Here is an 18,919-nt window from a genome sequence, read left to right as displayed (position 1 = left end):
CTCTCGCGATTCCCGGCCGCACCTCAGTGGAACGTGGCGGTGTCTCCCAAGGCGAGCAGGACTTCGAACCGCGGGGAGGCGGAACAGCTGTGACTGTCTCCCGGGCCGAACGCGTCGGCACCTATCTCGTTCTCGGCGTCTTCACCATTTTCGCGTTGTACCCCATGCTGTCCATCATCTTCACCGCGCTGCGGCCGGAGGTGGCCGGGCGCGGCGGGATCCACTGGGAGAACTTCGGCAGAGCGTGGAGCGAGGCCAGGTTCGGCAGCTACTTGTTCTCCAGCCTGATCGTCAGTGTCAGCGTCGTCGCGATCACTGTCGTGTTGTCGGTCCTGGCCGCGTACGCCTTCGGCACCATGAGTTTCCGCGGCCGGGACGCGTTGTTCTACCTGCTGTTGCTCGGGTTGACCGTGCCGAGTGAGGCCGTGGTCGTCCCGCTGTACTACGACCTGCGTGACCTCGGCCTGACGGACACGTACGCCTCGCTGATCCTGCCGCAGGTCGCGCAGTCCGTGGCGTTCGGTGCGTTCTGGATGCGGACGTACTTCCGGTCCACCTCGCGGAGCGTGGTCGAGGCCGCCCGGCTGGACGGCGCCGGGCACTGGCAGACGCTCTGGCGCGTGCTCGTGCCCATGGGCCGCCCGGCGCTGGTCACGTTGATCGTGCTGGTGTTCATGTGGACCTGGAACGAGTTCCTGCTGGCCAGGGTGATGATCACCGGTGAGGCGTTACGCACCGCGCCGCTCGGCCTGCAGTTCTTCTCGGGCAGATCGGACACGAGCGTGCCGCTGCTGGCGGCCGCGTCGGTACTGGTCGCGCTGCCCGTGGTGGTGGTTTACCTGTTCCTGCAACGACATTTCATCCGCGGCATGGTCGATGGCGCGGTCAAGGGCTAGAGACTCACTGGGAGGAAACGTGCGCTGGGGTGCCCTGCTACCCGTTGTACTCCTCGCTGGTACGGCGGTTCCTGTGCATGCCGCCCAACCAGGCGGCGGACGAGACCGTGCCGAGCTGGACGTGCTGTTCATCGGCGCCCACCCGGACGACGAAGCTTTCACGCTGGCCACGCTCGGCCAGTTCAAGGTGCGCTCCGGCGTCGTCACCGTGACCCGTGGCGAAGGCGGCGGGAACGCCGTCGGCCCGGAGGAAGGACCGGCGCTCGGCCGCATCCGCGAGGCCGAGGAGCGGCGCGCGGTCGGCAAGGCCGGGATCACCGACGTCTACAACCTCGACAAGGCGGACTTCTACTACACGGTGTCCTCGCCGCTGACCCAGCAGGCGTGGGGTCATGAGGACACGCTCGGCAAGGTCGTCCGGGTGATCCGCCAGACCAAGCCGAAGGTCGTGATCACCATGGACCCGGCGCCGACGCCGGGCAACCACGGCAACCACCAGTACGCCGCGCGGCTCGCGATCGAGGCGTACGAGAAGGCCGCGGACTCGGCGGCGTTCCGCGACCAGGGGCTGCGGCCGTGGGCGGTGTCCCGGCTGTTCACCGGCGGGTTCGACGGCGAGTCGACCAAGGGACCGGGCTGCGTGCGTGACTTCGCCCCGGCGGAGCCGACTGACCGCGTCTGGGGCGCGTGGGGCGGCGAACCGGCGTACGACGGCAAGACGTGGGCCCAGATCGAGCGGGCCGCGCAGCGCGAGTACGCCAGCCAGGGCTGGGCCGGGTTCGGTGACGTGCCAACGGATCCCGCGAAGATCGGCTGTGACTACTTCACCCAGGTGGCCAGCCGGGTGCCGTACCGCCTGGACGCCCACGGCGCTCGCGGCATGCTCGAAGGCGCGGTCGTGCCCGGCGAACTGCCGTTGGGCACGAAGCTGTCCGCGAAGCCCGCGCGCCACGAGGTGACCGCGGGCTCGGCGGTGAAGATCAACGTGACGTCGTCGGTTCGTGGCCGGACCACGCTGACCCCGCCGCCCGGGTGGACTGTCAACGGCGACACCGTCAAGGTGCCCGCCAACGCACAGCCGGGCAAGGCGCGCATCGGCGTACGTGTTGCCAACGGTGGAAAATCGGGCTTCACGGAGGCGCTGGTCGAGGTCGTCCCGGTGCTCAGCGCCGCGCAGCAACCCCTGCCGCAGGTCGCGCAGTACCAGCAATGGGCGCGCGAGATCGGGCATCCGGAACTGGCCGGTCTGGTCCCGCCGGTGCTGACGTTGCCGTCCGGCGGCAGCCGTGACATCGACGTGACGATCCGCAACAACGGCGACGTGGCGCGCGACGGCGCTGTGTCGCTGACGATGCCCGCCGGGTTCGAGGCCGGTCCTGAGCAGCGCTTCCCCAGCGTTGCTCCAGGCGCGAGCACGGTCGCCCGGTTCACGGTCCGCAACACGGACGCTGCCTTGCCGACAGGGATGCGCGGTGGCGACTACCGGTACACCATCAACGTTCCCGGCGGTACAGCGCGCCCGGCGCTCGAACTCGTACCGGCGACGACGATTTCCCAGGCCGGTGGTTCTCCTGTGGTGGACGGGATTGCCGGGACAGGGGAGTACCCAGGGCCGGAAATCGACATCTCGTCGCGGTGGGAAGGCGACGAATGCACCTCGGCCGCCGACTGTTCGGCGACCGCGCGGCTGTCCTGGCGGGACGACACGCTGTACGGACTGGTCACGGTGACCGACGACGTGCTCGGCACGAAGCTGGCCACAGCGGACTGCAAGCGGCACTGGCGTACCGACTCGGTCGAGCTGACCATCGACCCACGTGGACGCTCGGAGAACACGTCGACCACGTACAAACTCGCCGTCCTGCCCGCGACAGCGGAAGGGCCGCCGTGCGCGTTGCGGGACGCGGACAACAAGCAGGGCGGTGCACCCGGCGTCAAGGTGGCTTCGAAGCTCACCGGCACGGGGTATGTCGTGGAGTTCGCCGTCCCGCTCGCCGAGGTGCCGGGCGCGATCGATCCGGCGTCCGCCGCGGTGAACGTCCTGGTGTACGACTCGGACACGCAGGACAAGAGCGGCCAGACGCGGATCGGCTGGTCCACTTGGGGCGGAGTGCAGGGCGACCCGTACCGATGGGGACGGGCCAAGCTGGACGGCTACACCCCGCCAGCGGGCCGTCCGATCGATCCGCCCGCGCCCGTCCTGCCGCTGGAAGCACTGCTCTCAGTGGACTCGCCGGAGTCGCTCGCGCAGTCCGTGCGCCTCGGCCTCGCACCAGGTGCGGCCCCTGCCGCGAAACCGATCCGCATCGTCCACGGTTTCCTGCTGAGCGCGGAGAAGGGAACCGCGTACATCTACGCGAACGGGCAACGACATGTTCGCCAAGTCGCTCCAGGACTGACCAAACTGCCCCAAGGCCAACTTTTGTTGGGGTTCATCACACCAAAAGGAGCAACAGCAGCGGCTGAATCACGCTAAGGGCGGTACTCCTGCGGTGTCTCCCTGAGTCACCGTAGGAGCTTCGGTCCCCTACGTTCCAGAAGAGGGTGCTCGATGACGGCTTTACCCGGCCAACGCATGCACTACTGCGGCAAGTGCGTGTCCGGCGAGCACGATCTCGGCATCGACAACTGGGAGACCAAGTTCTGTCGCCTGCAACGCGAACACTGCCAGTGCGACTGCGACTGCCCGTACTACCGGGTGCTGATCGAGGAACCGCGATGCCACCGGCGCCGCACGCCGCGCCGGTGGACCACCTCGAGCAGGCATTCCCGCGCGTGGACCCGACGCCACCTGCACGAGACAATCCGCCCCCCGATCCTGAGCCCGGAGGAGTACATCGAAGGCGCGCCAACCTCGTAACCACACTGCACCGGCTCCGGTCGCTCCGGCCACATGAGCGCGGAGTCGGTAGTGTGCCGTTCGGCCGGAGAACCGCCGTTCGGCGAACACGGCCAGCCACGCTGCTGCCGCAAGTCCGGACAGGGACCACAGCCCGTCGACCAACCGGAGGCTGAGCACGGTCGCGGCCGGAACCACCAGTCCGGCCAGCAGCGCTAGCAGCGTGTCGCTGCTTGGTTCAGGTGCGTTTGGCTGGCGGCTGTTGTCATGGCCTCCCAGTTGAAGCGGCTGGTCAGGTTGTCGGCGCGGGATCGTGGAGAGTTGATTCGGCTGACCACCAGGGGTGTGCGCCCCCGCGTCGGCGATCCGGCGTGCGCGGGTGCTGCTCGCGCTGGACACCTCACCGCGCGAGCCCGATCCGAAGGACGTGATCGGCCCGGCTCGGGGTCTCGGGTGAGCTGCTGCGGCTGGTCGCCAAGCGATTCGCCGAGACCGGCGACGACGTCCTTGCCACGATTGGCCGTAAGAAGCATGACCTTCCGCCGGTGCCGTCCCCGGTGACCGGTGAGGTCGAGACCCGGCTGATCGCCCTGGCGTGCTCGCAACCACCGCCGGGGCATGCCCGGTGATCGTTGCGGCTGCTGGAAAACACGTCGAGCTCACCGAGGTCATCCCTGACCTGACCTGGACCACTCCACCATCGGCCGGGTCCTGGAAGAACGCGACTGCGTCCTCATCTGAGGAAGTGCTGGAACATCCCACCACGAGCGAACGCCGAGTTCGCCACCTGCATGGAGGACGTCCTGGCCGGCTGCGCCCGCACGTACGACCCAACCGTCCGGTCGTGTGCACGGACGAGAAACCCTTCCCACTGCTCGGCCAGGTCCGCGACCGAGTTCCAGCACGACCAGGCCGCGATGCCCGCGAGGACAGCGAATACCTCCGACGTGGCACCGCTCGATCTTCGTATGGGTTGAGCCACTTCGCGGGTGGCGCCGTGTTCACGGCCTGGCTCAGCGAACCAAGATCGACTGGGTCGGGCAAGTCAAAGAACTCCTGACCGTGGACTATCCCGACGCCGAGACCGTGGTGCCGGTCATGGACAACCACAGGCACCCACGGCATCACCTCGCGCTACGAAGCCTCCGCACCCGGCGAGGCCTTCGCCCTGGCCCAGCGCCTGGAAGTCCATCACACCCCCGAACACGGGTCCTGGCTCAACACCGCCGAGATCGAGTTATCCGTGCTATCACAGCAATGCCTCGACCGCCGCATCAGCGACCGCGACGCCCTCAACACCGAAATCACCACCAGGCGGCACTCCCTCAACACCGAGCAACGCCAGGTCCGCTCCCGATAGCGCTTGGCCCATTTCCGCGCGGTCGAGACCATGAACCTTTCCGCGGCCGGGAAGGTCCGCCATCCCTGCTCGACGATCAGCCGCGTCACTCGTAGCCGGGTACGCGGGGTCAGCACGGCGTGAGGGTGGGACGCGAGTCATCGGTCCACGGCGACTCCGCCTTCCGGACGCGAGGTGAGGTCCTGTTCGCGTTTGACCAGTGAGGAGGGACAGGTCCCCGGCACGAGGCCGGGTGCGGTCGCTGGGCCGGGCCGGGAGTCATACCCTGTGGCTATGACTCCGGATCTGGAGTCGTTGCGTCTGCTTGTCCTGGTCGGTGAACTGGGCAGCATCGGCAGGGCAGCGACCAAGTTGGGCATCGCGCAGCCGTCTGCCAGCAAGCGGTTGGCGAGCCTTGAGCGCAAGCTGGGGCTGGCGCTCGTCGACCGGACGCGCCGGGGTTCCGCGCTCACGCCCGACGGCCGCGTTGTCACCGACTGGGCCAGGCGGGTTCTCGACGAGTTGAACGTGCTGGTCGCCGGGGCTGAGGCGTTGCGGTCGCGGCGGGCCGCCGAGTTGCGGGTCGCGGCCAGTCTCACTGTCGCCGAGCACCTCGCGCCGGGGTGGATCGGGGAGTTGCGGCGGGCGCGGACTGACCTCTACGTCGGTCTTGTCGTCACCAACTCCAGCCTCGTCTGCGATCTTGTCCGGAGCGGGGAGGTGGATCTCGGTTTCGTCGAGTCGCCGACCGTTCCCGCCGAGTTGTCCGCCCGGCGGGTTTCCACCGACCGGCTCGCGGTCGTCGTGCCGCCCAACCACGCTTGGGCGCGGCGGCGGAAGGCGTTGACGGCCGCTGATCTTGCCGCGACGCCGCTTGTCGTGCGGGAACGTGGTTCCGGCACGCGGGAGACGTTGGAGCGCGCCCTGCGCAAGGCCAAGGTCGGTGACCTCATCCCAGTCGCTGAGCTTGGGTCGACCACCGCTGTGCGCAGTGCGGTTGTCGATGGCGCCGGGCCCGCTGTGCTCAGCGTCCTCGCCGTTGACGCCGACCTGTCCGAGGGGCGGTTGATCGAGGTCACCGTCGACGGCCTTGACCTGCGCCGTCAGCTCAGGGCTGTCTGGCCTGGTGGACGGCGGTTGCTCGGGTCCGCTGCCGAACTGCTCGCGGTCGCCCTGCGTGCGTCAGGGTTCGACCGCGATGGCTGATCCCGCCCCGTCGACCAGCACCCTCGCGCCCAGTGGTTCGCGGAGGGTGACTTCGAACGGGCGTACGTCGCTTCGTCCTGGCGCGCATCGTTGCGGGACGGCCGGGGCCGCGTGGACCATCACCGTCGGCCCTGACTCGGTCACGACGCCGCGGAACTGCGGCGCCGGAGAGTCGGGGCACGGTTCTGGGCTGTACGGCAGCGACACCGTCAGTTTCAGGCCCGTGAGCTTCGCGGGCGCTGTGCCCCACACCGGCACACGGACCTTGCCGAGCTTCCAGAACGCCGCCGAGTCCAACGCGGGCCACTCGACCGCCGGTGACGTGCCGAAACGCCACACGGGCAGCGTCACTTCGCCTCGATCTGTCCTGAACACCGCCGAGGTCAGCGACGCCGACACCGGCAGTTCCGATTCGCCGCGCGCACTCGCCGCCGCAGCGGCCTGGGCGGCTGGGATGGTCGGCAGTTCGACGGTCCCGTCCGGCAGGGCGACGGGCACTGTCGCTGGTGGCTGCTCCGCTGACGTCACCGTCAGCGTGTGCTTCGCCTGCTGCGGCGGGCTGACCACGATGATCGGTCGTGGCTTGCGGTCCAGCGGGAACGCGCCCCAGTCGGCGTTCGGGTGCGTGGGGCTCGCGGCCACCGGAGGCCCGACTCGCGGTGTGTCGGTCGTGCAGCTCGCCAGGAGTACCAGTACCGGCAAAAGCCATAAACCCCGCATGACCCAAGTGGACGTGCGGCTGCACCGGCAGGTTGCTGGAAATCGCGTGGATGTGCGATCCGGGCAGTGCCAGAATCCCCGGGGTGCCTGGGGTGATCATTCGGGAACGCACTGCTGACGACGTCGACGCGTGCGTCAAGGCGGTGGCGGAAGTACACGCGGCCGATCGGTATCCCACGAACTGGCCGGCCGAACCGGCCGGGTGGCTGAACCCGGACGGTCTGGTCGGCAGCTGGGTCGCCGAGTCCGACGGCGTGGTCCTCGGACATGTGGCCCTGCAGCAAGGGCATGGGCCGTGCGCTGTCCCGGCGGTCCTCGATGCCGCGGGCGTCGAGCCTGCCCGGCTCGCGGCCGTGGCCAGGCTGTTCGTCGTTCCGGCCGCACGCCGTCAGGGGGTGGCCGCCGCGTTGATGGACGCTGTCGGCGAGGAGGCAGCGCAGCGAGGGCTTCGCCTCGTCCTGGACACTGTGGGCCATGCCCCGGCCGCGTTGGCGTTCTACGAGCGGACCGGGTGGCGGCGTGTTCTCAGCCAGACCGCTTCGTGGACGCGGCCGGGCGGTGGCGAGGTCACCATGCACTACTACCTCGGCCCCGACCGCGTCGAAACCGCCACCCGCTGAGCCAGCAACCACTAGGTTGGCGTGAGTGAAGTGGTTCAGGCGACGTCGTACCGACCCGGCGCCTCAGCGGGATCCCGCCGAGGCCGCGGCTGAGTTCTGGCGCGGATGGGCGGATCTGCTGCCCACCGTCAGCGCCGCGCTCGGTGACGCGGAACCCAATCGGGTCGAGAACGACCTGTGCGAACTCGTCGCCGTCGTCCACCCCGAGCTGCACTTCTCGCTCGAACGGGGACAGCGTTCCATCTACGCCCTGGTCATCTCGGGTCAGGAGGACCCGCGGCTGCGGCCCTTCACCGACGCGTGGAAGGCCGCCGCGCCGCCGGACGACGCCATCTGGGAGTTCCACGACTCCGTCCCGCCCGTGCCCGATCCGACCGAGGTCACGGTCAACCTGGGCGTGCACCGCATCCCGCTCGCCGACGTCCGGGTCGCCGTCCAGGTCGACGAGGCCGAGGGCGTCGTCGACGTCGCCGTGCACCACCCGAAGCTCGCCGAGCTCGACCCGGCGGCCCGGGAGGCCCTGACCTACCTGCCGTTGGACGCCACTCTCGGTGAGCGGCTGGCCGCCGAGCGGCTGCGCCGGGTGGAGACCGCCGACGCCGAGCCGCAGGGCTCGATCGGGCTGCTCGAGCTGCGCGGGATTGTCAGGGGCCTGGACTACTCTGCCGATCGTGACCAGCACTGATGAACCGCAAGGCGTCGAAGACGTGCCGGCGGGCGCCCGCACGCGACACGCGGAGCTGGCCGACGAGGTCCGCGGCCACCAGTTCCGCTACTACGTGCTGGATTCGCCGACGATCACGGACGGCGAGTTCGACAAGCTGCTCGGTGAGCTGCAGGGCCTTGAGGAGCAACACCCCGCGCTAGCCACGCCGGATTCGCCGACGCAGCAGGTCGGGGGCACGTTCTCCACCGAGTTCACCGCGGTCGACCACCTCGAACGCATGCTCAGCCTCGACAACGCGTTCGACGCGGACGAGATGACCTCGTGGTTCGACCGGGTCGCCAAGGAGGTCGGGGACGCCGCACACTACCTGTGCGAGCTGAAGATCGACGGCCTCGCGATCAACCTGCTCTACCAAGACGGCCGCCTCGTCAGGGGGCTGACCAGGGGCGACGGGCGCACGGGCGAGGACGTCACGTTGAACGTCCGCACGATCGAGGACGTGCCGGAGGTGCTGACCGGCACGGACGAGTACCCGGTGCCGAAGCTGGTCGAGGTCCGCGGCGAGGTCTTCTTCCGCGTCGAGGACTTCCTGGAACTCAACGCCAAGCAGGCCGAGGCGGGCAAGCAGGTCTACGCCAACCCGCGCAACACGGCGGCCGGTTCGTTGCGGCAGAAGGACCCGAGTGTCACCGCGAGCCGCAAGCTCCGCTTGATCTGCCACGGTCTCGGCAAGCGCGCCGGTTTCGAGCTGGACCGCCAGTCGCACGCGTACGAGGCGTTGCAGGCGTGGGGCCTGCCGGTGTCGACGCACACCAGGGTGCTGTCGACGCACAAAGAGGTCAACGACTTCATCAAGTACTGGGAGGACCACCGGCACGACGCCGAGCACGAGATCGACGGCATCGTGATCAAGGTCGACGAGGTGCCGTTGCAGCGCCGCCTCGGCACCACGTCCCGCGCGCCGCGCTGGGCGATCGCGTTCAAGTACCCGCCGGAAGAGGTCACGACCAAGCTGCTCGACATCCGCGTCAACGTCGGCCGGACCGGCCGGGTCACGCCGTACGCGGTGACGGAGCCGGTGTCGGTCGCGGGGTCCACGGTCGCCCGCGCGACCTTGCACAACGCCAGTGAGGTCAAGCGCAAGGGCGTCATGATCGGCGACCGCATCGTGCTGCGCAAGGCCGGTGACGTGATCCCCGAGGTGCTCGGCCCGGTCGTCGACGCGCGCACGGGCGGGGAGCGCGAGTTCGTGATGCCGGTGTCGTGCCCCGAGTGCGGCACGCTGCTGCGTCCCGAGAAGGAAGCGGATGTCGACATCCGTTGTCCCAACGCGCAGTACTGCCCGGGGCAGTTGCGTGAGCGGCTGGACTACATCGGCAGCCGCAACGCGCTGGACATCGAGGTGCTCGGCTACGAGAGCGCGGCGGCGCTGGTCAATTCCGATGTGTACGACAACGAAGCGGACCTGTTCGACCTGGACGAGGACGACCTCAAGCGGGTCGAGCTGTTCCGGACGATCGCGGGTGAGCTGTCGGCCAACGGCGCCAAGCTGGCCCAGAACCTCCAGGCGGCCAAACAGCGGCCGTTGTGGCGAGTTCTCGTCGCCCTGTCCATCCGGCACGTCGGCCCGACGGCGGCGCGGGCGCTGGCGATCGAGTTCGGCTCGCTCGAACGGATCTTCGAAGCCACTGAGGAGGAGCTGGCCGCGGCCGAGGGGGTCGGGCCGACGATCGTGACCGCGCTGCGGGACTGGTGGGCGATCGACTGGCACCGCGAGGTTGTCGGGCGCTGGCGCGAAGCGGGTGTGAACATGGCGGACGAGCGGGACGAATCGGTGCCGCGCAACCTGCAAGGTTTGTCCATTGTGGTCACCGGAACCCTGCCGACGCTGTCGCGCGACGAGGCGAAGGAGGCCATCATCGCCCGTGGTGGCAAGGCAGTCGGCTCGGTGTCGAAGAAGACGTCGTTCGTCGTGGTCGGGGACTCGCCCGGCGCCAAGTACGACAAGGCCGTGCAGCTCAAGGTCCCGGTGCTCGACGAGGACGGTTTCCGCGTCCTGCTCGACCAGGGCCCGGACGCCGCCACCGAGATCGCCACGATCGGTGGTGACGAGGAAACCGGATAGCCGGCCATCCCCCAGGTGGCTGGGGCACCCCCGCCGGTCGGCTGGATCCGCCGACCGACCGGCTGGATCTGCCCGGCCTGAGCCGTCCGCACGCGATCCGAGGGCAACCTTCGTCCGGTCCCTGTCGTCCATTGTGATGGGTGACGGACAGGGACTGGGTGAGAAATCGTGTGGGACACCGTGCTGGACTGGGATTTGGTGAACGGCAGAGGGCCGATCGTGGCCACTGTCGTCGCCGTGCTCGCGTGTGTGGCGCTGCTGATCAGACGCGACCGCCGATGGTGGATCCGGACGGTTCCCGTTCTCGTCGGGGTCAGCGTCGCTGTCACGCTCCTGATCTGGTGGCTGGTCGAAGGCGTGTGGCAGCCGTTCCCCGATTCGTTGCCGTTGCGCGTGGTCGCGTGGGCGGGCTGCGGCGTGGCCGGGGTCGGTCTCGCCGTGGTGTCGCTCTGGAAAACCTCCTGGCGGCGGCGGGTGGCGGCGGTCGTGGTGGCGGTTCTGGCTGTCGTGGCGTCGATGCTGAACATCAACGCCTACTACGGGCAGTACCCGAGCTTGCGCGGCGCGCTCGGGTTGCCGCCGGCCAACGAGATCCCGTTCGGTGATCTGACGCCGCCGACGGAGACCCCGTTCCACACGGAGCCCGACCGGCCGCTGGTGGAGAGCTGGCAGCCGCCGTCGAACATGCCCAAGCAGGGGAAGGTCACCCAGGCGTTCATCCCGAGCCCGGTTTCCCGCTTCCCGACGACGCGCCAGGCGTACCTGTACCTGCCGCCCGCGTACCTCACCGACGCCCGGCCGCTGCTGCCGGTGCTGGTCGCGCTGCCCGGTCAGCCGGGTGGACCGACCGACTGGATCAACGGTGGTCAGATCGCCGCGACGATGGACCGGTACGCGGCCGCGCACAACGGGCTCGCCCCGATCGTCGTGATGCCCGACGCCACGGGCAGCACCCTCAACAACCCGCTGTGCGTCGACTCCAAGCTCGGCGCGAACGAGACGTACCTGACCAAGGACGTGCCGGACTGGATCCGGCAGAACCTGCAGGTCGACCCGGACCCCAAGCACTGGGCGGTCGCCGGGTTCTCCTACGGCGGCACGTGCGCGCTGCAACTCGCGCTGCGCCGGCCCCAGGTCTATCCGACCTTTGTGGACATATCCGGTCAGCAGGAGCCGTCGCTCGGCACCCGTGAGAAGACCGTGAAGGAGGTGTTCGGCGGCGACGAGGCCGCGTTCCACGCGATCAACCCGCTGGATCTGCTGGCCACGCGCAAGTATCCGGGCTCGGCGGGCGCGTTCACGGTCGGTTCGGTCGACGCCTACCTGCCGCAGCAGAAGGTTGTGTACGACGCGGCCATCCGCAACGGCCTCGATGCCGAGTGGTTCGAGGTGCCCGGCCCGCACAACTGGCACTCGTGGGCTGCCGGGTTCGTCAAGTCGCTCGACTGGCTGGCTGCCCGGTTGGGACTGACACGGTGAAAGCACTTCTGCGCCGTGCCCCGTTCACCGTCGCCTTGGTGGTGGCCCTGTGGACGGTGGCGCTCGTCACGCACAGCCTGTCCCACGGGCCGTCGGACGAGCTGATCGACAAGGTCGGTTTCGGGCCGGACCAGTTCGGCCTCGGCCACTGGTGGAGCCCGGTGTCGTCGCTGTTCTGGGCGGGCAGCCTGAGCGGTTACATCTGGGCCACGGTGCTGGTCGCGTGGCTGTGCGGGCTCGCGGAACAGCGGATCGGGTCCATCAGGACCGCGCTGATCTTCTTCGCCACGCACGCCATCGGCTCGTCGCTCGCGGCGGGCATGATCGCGCTCAGCATGCGGACCGGGGAGTGGTGGCCGATCGGTCTGCTGTCGGCTGTCGAGGTGGATCCCGCTGCCGGCGCGATCGGGGTGGGGTTCGCTGTCAGCTTCCACCTGACGCCGACCTGGCGGCGGCGGCTGCGGGTGGTGTTGTCCCTCGCGCTGGTCATGTGCGCGTTGTACGTCGGTTCGATGGTCGACCTCGCCCGGCTGTTCGCGGTGCTGCCCGGTCTCGCCGCCGGGGCGGTCGTGTTCGGCCGCAAGCCGATGGCGGGCGAGAACCCGTCCAGAGTGGAGACACGGCTGCTGGTCGCGCTGGTGGTGGCCGCTTCGGCGGTCGGGCCGCTCATCGCGACGGTGACGCAGACGGCGAACGGGCCGTTGTCGGTGCTGCAGTCGTTGTTCGTCGGCGACCAGCCGGATCCGGCTGACCTGGAGTACGTCTGCGGCGACCCGTCGGCCGTGCTGGACTGCCAGCACCTGCGTGTCCTGCTGCGGATGAGCGGGGTCGGGTCGGCGATCCTGTCGATCGTCCCGGTCCTGCTGCTGCTCGTGCTGGCCGAGGGGCTGCGCCGTGGCCGCAAGTTCGCCTGGTGGGTGACCGCGGGCCTGAACATCACGCTCACCTGGCTCGGCGTGCTGCTGCTGATGTCCTATCCGGACGATGTGCTGCCGACGACCACTCAGGACTGGATCCAGCTGCTCGTGCCGCTGGCCCAGCCACTGGTGCTCATGATCTTGTTGCTGGCGACGAGGAAGAAGTTCGAGGTGTCCGCGCCGCCGGGGACGTACCGGAGGTTCGCGGTGATCACGCTGGGCACCGTGGTCGCCTGTGCGGTGATCTACACCGCCGGTGCCTGGCTGTTGCGCGGCCAGTTCGAGTCGGAGCCGGGGCTGCGCGCGATCCTGACCGACCTGCCGACCCGGTTCGCGCCGCCGGGGTACCTCGGTCTCGTGGATTTCGCCGTGGTGCCGGTCGGCTGGCCCGCGATGCTGCTGCACCAGTGGATCGGCGTGGTGTTCTGGCTGGTCGTGATCATCGGCGGGCTGGTCACGTTCCGCAAGGCGATCGTCGAACGCCGGGCCGCGGACCGGTCACGGGCCCGCGAGCTGCTCGCCGAGTACGGCGGTACCTCGATGTCGCACATGATCACGTGGCGTGGCAACGACTACTGGTTCACGCCGGACGGCAAGGCGGTGGTGGCCTACCGGGTCCTCTCGACCGTGGCGTTGACGACCGGTGAACCGATCGGCGCGCCCGATTCGAAGAACAAGGCCATCCAGCAGTTCACGCGGTTCTGCGCGACCAACGGGTGGACGCCGTGTTTCTACAGCGTCGGCGAGACGTTGCGCACGGAGCTGTCGTCGTGGAGTTCCGTGCAGGTCGCGGAGGAAACCGTCCTTGCACTGCCGGGGCTGGAGTTCCGCGGCAAGAAGTGGCAGGACGTGCGCACGGCCATGAACAAGGCGGGCAACTTCGGCGTCACCGCGCAGTGGACGGGCTATCGGGACGCGCCGCCGTGGATGACCCGGCAGATCGAGGAGCTGTCGGACGCCTGGCTGGCCGACAAGGGACTGCCCGAGATGGGTTTCACGCTCGGCAGCCTCGAGGAGCTCGCCGACGACGACGTCCGGTGCCTGGTGGCCGTCGACGAGGACCGCCAGGTGCACGGGGTGACGAGCTGGTTGCCGGTCCGCGAGGACGGTGAGATCGTCGCGTGGACGCTGGATTTCATGCGCCGCAGGAACACGGCGTTCACGGGCGTGATGGAGTTCCTGATCGCCTCGATGGCCATCCGGTGCCGCGACGAGGGCGTGCGGTACATCAGCCTGTCCGGTGCCCCGCTTGCCCGGCGCAAACGCGACGAACCGGTCACGCTGTTGCAGCGGGTGCTCGACGTCGTCGGCCGGACGCTGGAACCGGTGTACGGATTCCGTTCGCTGCTGGCCTTCAAGGCGAAGTTCCAGCCGCAGTACCGGCCGTTGTACATGAGCTACCCGGACGCGTCCGCGTTGCCCAGCATCGGCAACGCCATCACCAAGGCGTACTTGCCGAGAATCACCCTGCGTCAGGCCGGTCGGTTGGCCGGGAAACTGATCAACCGCCGTTACGCTCGGTGAGCAGGGCGGGATCGTGATGAGGAGCCGAGCGTGATTCGGGTAGTGGTGGTGGACGACGAGGCGTTGATCCGCTCGGGCTTCGAGCTCATCCTGCGCGCGGCCGGCGACATCGACGTGGTGGCCACGACGACCGGTGCCGACGCGGTGCGCGAGATCGACCAGCACCGGCCCGATGTCGTGCTGCTGGACATCCGGATGCCGGACGTGGACGGGCTGACCATCCTGCGTCAGCTGCGGGAGACGCCCGATCCGCCGGTCGTGGCCATGCTGACGACGTTCGACGCGGACGAGTACATCGCGGCGGCCCTGCGGTCGGGCGCGTCCGGGTTCCTGCTCAAGGACACCGACCCCGAGCAGCTGGCCCAGCTGGTCCGCACGCTGGCCAGTGGCGGGGTGGTGTTGTCACCCAAGGTCACCAGGGCGGTGGTGGACGGCTACCTGGACACGGGTGCCGGCTCGGTCGCCGCCGACCGGGTGGCGCAGCTGACCGACCGGGAACGCGATGTGCTCGTGCTCATCGCGGAGGGATTGTCCAACACGGACATCGGCAACCGGGTGCACTTGAGCGTCGGCACGGTCAAGGACCACGTCAGCGCCATTCTGACCAAGCTCAGGGTCGGTAGCCGGGTGCAGGCGGCGTTGCTGGCGCAGCGCGCAGGCCTGCTGCGGGACGTCGAGTGGTGACCGTCCGGGAACGTGCGACCGGCGCCTTGTTCGTCGGCGTGGCTCTCGCGGACGTCTGGCTGAGCACCGGGATCTCCGGGATCCCGGTGGACCACGACATCGACTACGTGTCGATCACTGCCGCTCTGATCGCTGCGTTCGCGCTGGTAGGGCGGCGGCGTTGGCCGTACTTGTCGTTCGCGGTGACTGTGCCGGCGATGTTCATCTCCGAGGCCGCTGTCGCCACGCTGATCGGGCTGTACACGGTCGCCAGGTTCAAGGACAATCGGCGCGCTCTTGTGGTGTGCGCGCTTGTGGTGGCCGTCGGTTATGCCAGCCCATGGCCACCTTTCGATTTCGCGGACATCCCTGGCAAAGCGTTCCTGCTCAACGCCGTCTACGCCACGATGACCGCCGCCGCGCCCGCGTTCCTCGGCGAGCTGGTGCGTACGCGGCAGGTTCTTTCGTTGCGGCTGAAGGAAATCGACCAGGCGCGTGAGCACGAGCGGGAACTGATCGAGCAGACCGTGCTGGCCAAGGAACGGGCTCAGCTGGCCAGGGAGATGCACGACGTCGTGTCCCACCAGGTCAGCCTGATCGCCGTGCGAGCGGGTGCGTTGCAGGTCAGCACGCCGGATCCGGGCACGAAGGACGCGGCGCAGACCATCCGCAAGCTCAGCATCGACACCCTGGACGAACTGCGTCACATGGTGAACCTGTTGCGCGCCTCCGGAAGTCTGGAGACCGAGCTCACCCCGCAGCCGACGCTCGCCGACCTGGCGCGGCTGATCGCGGGCAGCGGTATCGACGCCAGGCTGGAAGGCAGTGTTCCCAGCGGGATCGGCGCCCATTCGCAGCGCACGATCTACCGCACGGTGCAGGAAGCGTTGACCAACGTGCGCAAACACGCTCCCGGCGCCACGGCCGTCGTCCGGATCGAACACGTCGGTGCTGACCTGATCGTCACGATCGCCAACACCAGGCCGACGCGGCCGGCCGTGCCGCTGCCCAGCGCCCGGCACGGCTTGATGGGGTTGCGTGAGCGCGCCGAACTGCTGGGTGGCGTGGTGGAAACAGGGCCGACGGACGACGGCGGGTTCCGTGTCCGGTTGTCGTTGTCCGCCACCGAGGAGTGACGGTTGATTTTGCATACGGTCGGACGTATTCTTTTCTGGTGACGATTGCTCCCGCGCTGACCGAGGCGACCGACCCGTTCTGCCTGTCCGCCAAGGCCGCGGCGGCCCTGCTCTACGACGCGCCGTGGTCGCGGTTCGCCGTGATCGGCGACAGCCTGTCGGCCGGAACCGGTGACCCGACCCCCGGCTACGCCGGTCTCGGCTGGTCGGACCGGCTGGCCGGGATCCTCCGCGACGTCCGCCCGGACCTGAGCTACCTCAACGTGGCCGTGGTCGGCGCGAGGACCCCGGACGTGCTGGAGCAGCAGGTGGACCGGATGGTCGATTTCGCGCCGGACCTGCTGCACCTGCCGTCCGGTGCCAACGACATCGTGCGCCGCGAGCCGGACTTCGCGCAGATCGAGCGCGACCTGCGCCGGTTGTACGACATCGGGGCGCGGACCGGCGCCCAGCTGATCGCGTTCACGTACGGCAGGGCCTACGTCGTGCCGGTGTTCCCCGACTGGAACGAGCGGATCCGCAAGCTCAACGCGATCGTGCGCGAGCTGGCCGCCGAGTACGGCGCCGCTCTCGCCGACACGTGGGACCACCCGCTCAACGACCGGGCGAACCTGCTGAGCGAGGACCGGATCCACTTCTCCACGTCGGGCCAGGCGGTGCTGGCCACCGAGGTGGTCAAGCAGCTCGCCCACGTGCTGGGCAACAGTGCCCGCCCGTAACAGACAGTAGGATCGGCCGTATGTCCGACGGCGAGGTCACTGACAAGCGTTTGCTTCGTGGGGCCCGTACCCGGCAGATCGTGTTGCGCGAAGCCGTGGACACGGCCTCGCTGGAAGGCCTCGAGGGAGTCAGCTTCGGCGGGCTCGCCACCGCGACGGGCGTCAGCAAGGCCGGAGTGCAGACCCTGTTCCGCACCAAGGAAGCGCTGCAGCTGTCCACGATCGACTACGCACGCGAACTGTTCATCGACGCCGTCGTCGCGCCCGCCCGCCCGGCCATGCACGGCATCGCCCGCCTGCGGGCGTTGATCGACAACTGGATCGCCTACATCGAGCGGCCGACGTTCTCGGGCGGCTGCTTCTGGGTGGCCAACCTCGCCGAGTACGACAGCAAGCCCGGCCCGATCCGTGACGCGCTCAAGCGCCAATGGCAGGAATGGCTGGGGGTCATCGCGGCGGAACTGCGCCATGCCGTGGTGGCCAAGGAGATTCCAGACCTCGACGCGGATCTGACCGCGTTCCAGATCGACGCCGTGCTCAACGCGGCCAACACCGCGCTGTTCATGGGCGTGGACGATGCGACGGACAAGGCCCGCCGCATCGTCGAGGGGATCATCGGCTGACGCGCGTCCTCGGCAGCAGGAACACCAGGCCCGTCACGATCACCGCGATGACGAACACGCCAAGCGAGGCCGCCGCGAAGCCGTGACCCGCTGCCTGCGCGGGACCGTCCACATCGGGCCGGAACGACGTGAAGAACACCGCACCGACCACCGCGACACCCAGCGCCGCACCGACTTGCTGGGCAGTCGACAGCGCACCGGAGGCCATCCCCACCGCATCCGGTTCGATCCGCGCCAGCACCGAGTTGAGCAACGGCGTGATCAGCAGGCCGCCGCCGAGGCCCTGCAGCATCAACGTGGGAACCACCAGGCCCGGCGTCATCTCACCGATGGTGAGCAGCAGCACCGCGGCCGACAGGTAGCCGATCGTGACGATGATCGAACCGGCTTCGAGCACCCGCCTGCCGTATTTCGGTGCCAGCCTGCCCGCCACCAGACCGGAGATGAAGAACACCACCGCCGTAGGCACGTACACCAGACCCGATTCCAACGCCGACAACCCCAGGCCGTCCTGTAGCGACACCGACAATGCCAGGTAGTACGACGACAGCAACGCGTACACGCAGATGACGAGCACCAAGCCCAGCGAGAACGAACGCAGCCGGAACAGTGCCAGGTTCATCAGCGGGTCGCCGACCCGTCGTTCGATGAACACGAACGTGGCGAACGCGACCAGGCTGGCCGCGAAACACGCCCACGTCCACCAGGGCCAACCCGCTTCCTGGCCTTGGATCAGCGGGAAGGTCAGCAGGAACAGGGCCGCGGTCAGGACCGCCACACCGGGCACGTCGAGACGGCGGGCGCCCGCAGCCTTGGACTCCGGTACGTACTTCGCCGCGAGCAAGAGCGTGACGATCCCGATCGGAACGTTCACCCAGAACACCGCCCGCCAGCCGGAACCGAACAGGTCGGCCCCGACCAGCACGCCACCGATCAACTGCCCGCCGATCGTGGCCAGGCCCATCACCACGCCGAGAACACCGAAGACACGATGCCTGCCCGCGGGCGGTACGAGCAGCGTGATCACGCCGAAGACCTGCGGTACGGCCATAGCCGCGCCAAGGCCTTGCACGATGCGTGCCGCGACCAGCACACCCGGGCTGGGCGCGACCGCGCACGCGATGGACGCGAGCGTGAAGACCACGATGCCCAGCATGAACAAGCGTTTGCGCCCGTGGAGGTCCGCGATCCGGCCCGCGGTGATCATGAAGACGGCGTAGGCGAGTTGGTAGCTCGCGAGCACCCACTGCAGTTCGCCGTCGGTCGCGCGCAGGTCGCTCTGGATCGCCGGCCCGGCGACGATCGCGATGTAGGAGTCCAGGATCGCCATGAACATCCCCACCAGGACCGTGGCGACCGCGGGCCAGGGGACCGCGGTCGCTTCCGGCGTGCTCAGGGCAGCGTGCTCGTTCGTGTTCGTCACAAGAAAACAATACGGTCGACCGT

General features: G+C 68.8%; 17 protein-coding genes. 14 read left to right on the top strand and 3 right to left on the bottom strand.

Annotated features, from left to right (window positions below; genetic code table 11):
* Nucleotides 1-89 precede the first annotated feature (89 nt).
* The 3 genes from AOZ06_RS45605 to AOZ06_RS45595 all read left to right on the top strand — a co-directional run bounded on the left by AOZ06_RS45605 (nucleotide 90) and on the right by AOZ06_RS45595 (nucleotide 3,756).
* Complete coding sequence (locus AOZ06_RS45605) at nucleotides 90-896, top strand: carbohydrate ABC transporter permease (protein WP_054297407.1); 807 nt, start codon at nucleotides 90-92, stop codon at nucleotides 894-896.
* Between the two features lie 73 nt (nucleotides 897-969).
* Nucleotides 970-3,372, top strand: coding sequence for a sugar-binding protein (locus AOZ06_RS45600; protein ID WP_218921885.1), 2,403 nt, complete (start codon nucleotides 970-972; stop codon nucleotides 3,370-3,372).
* Nucleotides 3,373-3,447: 75 nt separating this feature from the next.
* Nucleotides 3,448-3,756, top strand: a complete 309-nt coding sequence (locus AOZ06_RS45595; protein WP_157233601.1) for a hypothetical protein — start codon at nucleotides 3,448-3,450, stop codon at nucleotides 3,754-3,756.
* A gap of 712 nt (nucleotides 3,757-4,468) precedes the next feature.
* Here AOZ06_RS45595 and AOZ06_RS59425 read toward each other — a convergent pair.
* Nucleotides 4,469-4,717, bottom strand: coding sequence for a hypothetical protein (locus AOZ06_RS59425; RefSeq protein WP_054295060.1), 249 nt, complete (start codon nucleotides 4,715-4,717; stop codon nucleotides 4,469-4,471).
* A gap of 87 nt (nucleotides 4,718-4,804) precedes the next feature.
* On the opposite strand from AOZ06_RS59425, the gene AOZ06_RS62405 reads away from it, so the two are divergent.
* Nucleotides 4,805-5,095, top strand: coding sequence for a transposase (locus AOZ06_RS62405; RefSeq protein WP_218922268.1), 291 nt, complete (start codon nucleotides 4,805-4,807; stop codon nucleotides 5,093-5,095).
* A gap of 273 nt (nucleotides 5,096-5,368) precedes the next feature.
* Nucleotides 5,369-6,280: a LysR substrate-binding domain-containing protein gene (locus tag AOZ06_RS45575; RefSeq protein WP_054295058.1), complete on the top strand. Its 912-nt coding sequence runs from the start codon at nucleotides 5,369-5,371 to the stop codon at nucleotides 6,278-6,280.
* On the opposite strand, the gene AOZ06_RS45570 is transcribed toward AOZ06_RS45575, so the two are convergent.
* A complete protein-coding gene (locus tag AOZ06_RS45570) occupies nucleotides 6,257-6,922 on the bottom strand; it encodes a hypothetical protein (RefSeq protein WP_054295057.1) in 666 nt (221 codons plus the stop codon). The two genes, AOZ06_RS45575 and AOZ06_RS45570, sit on opposite strands and share 24 nt — an antisense overlap.
* A 170-nt stretch (nucleotides 6,923-7,092) precedes the next feature.
* Between AOZ06_RS45570 and AOZ06_RS45565 the strand changes: the two genes are divergently transcribed.
* The 9 genes from AOZ06_RS45565 (at nucleotide 7,093) to AOZ06_RS45525 (ending at nucleotide 17,473) form a co-directional block, all read left to right on the top strand.
* Nucleotides 7,093-7,620 (top strand): GNAT family N-acetyltransferase, encoded by a 528-nt coding sequence (locus AOZ06_RS45565; RefSeq protein ID WP_218921884.1) that lies wholly within the window; start codon nucleotides 7,093-7,095, stop codon nucleotides 7,618-7,620.
* A 25-nt stretch (nucleotides 7,621-7,645) separates the two neighbouring features.
* Nucleotides 7,646-8,305, top strand: a complete 660-nt coding sequence (locus tag AOZ06_RS45560; protein WP_054295056.1) for a hypothetical protein — start codon at nucleotides 7,646-7,648, stop codon at nucleotides 8,303-8,305.
* A complete protein-coding gene (gene ligA, locus AOZ06_RS45555; RefSeq protein WP_054295055.1) occupies nucleotides 8,292-10,412 on the top strand; it encodes an NAD-dependent DNA ligase LigA in 2,121 nt (706 codons plus the stop codon). Before AOZ06_RS45560 ends, ligA begins: the two co-directional genes overlap by 14 nt.
* 168 nt (nucleotides 10,413-10,580) lie before the next feature.
* Nucleotides 10,581-11,891 (top strand): alpha/beta hydrolase, encoded by a 1,311-nt coding sequence (locus AOZ06_RS45550; protein ID WP_054295054.1) that lies wholly within the window; start codon nucleotides 10,581-10,583, stop codon nucleotides 11,889-11,891.
* The gene (locus AOZ06_RS45545) at nucleotides 11,888-14,332 is read left to right on the top strand and encodes a bifunctional lysylphosphatidylglycerol flippase/synthetase MprF (protein WP_054295053.1); all 2,445 of its coding nucleotides are present in this window, start codon (nucleotides 11,888-11,890) and stop codon (nucleotides 14,330-14,332) included. Before AOZ06_RS45550 ends, AOZ06_RS45545 begins: the two co-directional genes overlap by 4 nt.
* A 30-nt stretch (nucleotides 14,333-14,362) precedes the next feature.
* Nucleotides 14,363-15,016, top strand: coding sequence for a response regulator (locus tag AOZ06_RS45540; RefSeq protein ID WP_054295052.1), 654 nt, complete (start codon nucleotides 14,363-14,365; stop codon nucleotides 15,014-15,016).
* A complete protein-coding gene (locus tag AOZ06_RS45535; protein WP_236951949.1) occupies nucleotides 15,013-16,131 on the top strand; it encodes a sensor histidine kinase in 1,119 nt (372 codons plus the stop codon). Before AOZ06_RS45540 ends, AOZ06_RS45535 begins: the two co-directional genes overlap by 4 nt.
* Before the next feature lie 38 nt (nucleotides 16,132-16,169).
* Nucleotides 16,170-16,850 carry an SGNH/GDSL hydrolase family protein gene (locus tag AOZ06_RS45530; protein ID WP_083472368.1) on the top strand — a complete coding sequence of 227 codons (681 nt, stop codon included), beginning with the start codon at nucleotides 16,170-16,172 and terminating at the stop codon, nucleotides 16,848-16,850.
* A gap of 20 nt (nucleotides 16,851-16,870) precedes the next feature.
* Entirely contained in the window at nucleotides 16,871-17,473 is a 603-nt protein-coding gene (locus tag AOZ06_RS45525; protein ID WP_054295051.1) for a TetR/AcrR family transcriptional regulator, read from the top strand.
* On the opposite strand, the gene AOZ06_RS45520 is transcribed toward AOZ06_RS45525, so the two are convergent.
* The gene (locus tag AOZ06_RS45520) at nucleotides 17,463-18,896 is read right to left on the bottom strand and encodes an MFS transporter (protein ID WP_063810230.1); all 1,434 of its coding nucleotides are present in this window, start codon (nucleotides 18,894-18,896) and stop codon (nucleotides 17,463-17,465) included. The two genes, AOZ06_RS45525 and AOZ06_RS45520, sit on opposite strands and share 11 nt — an antisense overlap.
* Nucleotides 18,897-18,919: the final 23 nt, after the last annotated feature.

The sequence above is a fragment of the Kibdelosporangium phytohabitans genome (genome assembly GCF_001302585.1).
Lineage (GTDB): Bacteria > Actinomycetota > Actinomycetes > Mycobacteriales > Pseudonocardiaceae > Kibdelosporangium > Kibdelosporangium phytohabitans.
Note: the sequence above shows the minus strand (reverse complement) of the source record. Positions and strands in the feature narration are given on the sequence as shown.

What these genes read in the sequence shown, in the direction of transcription:
- AOZ06_RS45595 (WP_157233601.1), top strand. Translation starts at nt 3,448, where the DNA reads ATGACGGCTTTACCCGGCCAACGCATGCACTACTGCGGCAAGTGCGTG.
- AOZ06_RS45575 (WP_054295058.1), top strand. Translation starts at nt 5,369, where the DNA reads ATGACTCCGGATCTGGAGTCGTTGCGTCTGCTTGTCCTGGTCGGTGAA.
- AOZ06_RS45525 (WP_054295051.1), top strand. Translation starts at nt 16,871, where the DNA reads ATGTCCGACGGCGAGGTCACTGACAAGCGTTTGCTTCGTGGGGCCCGT.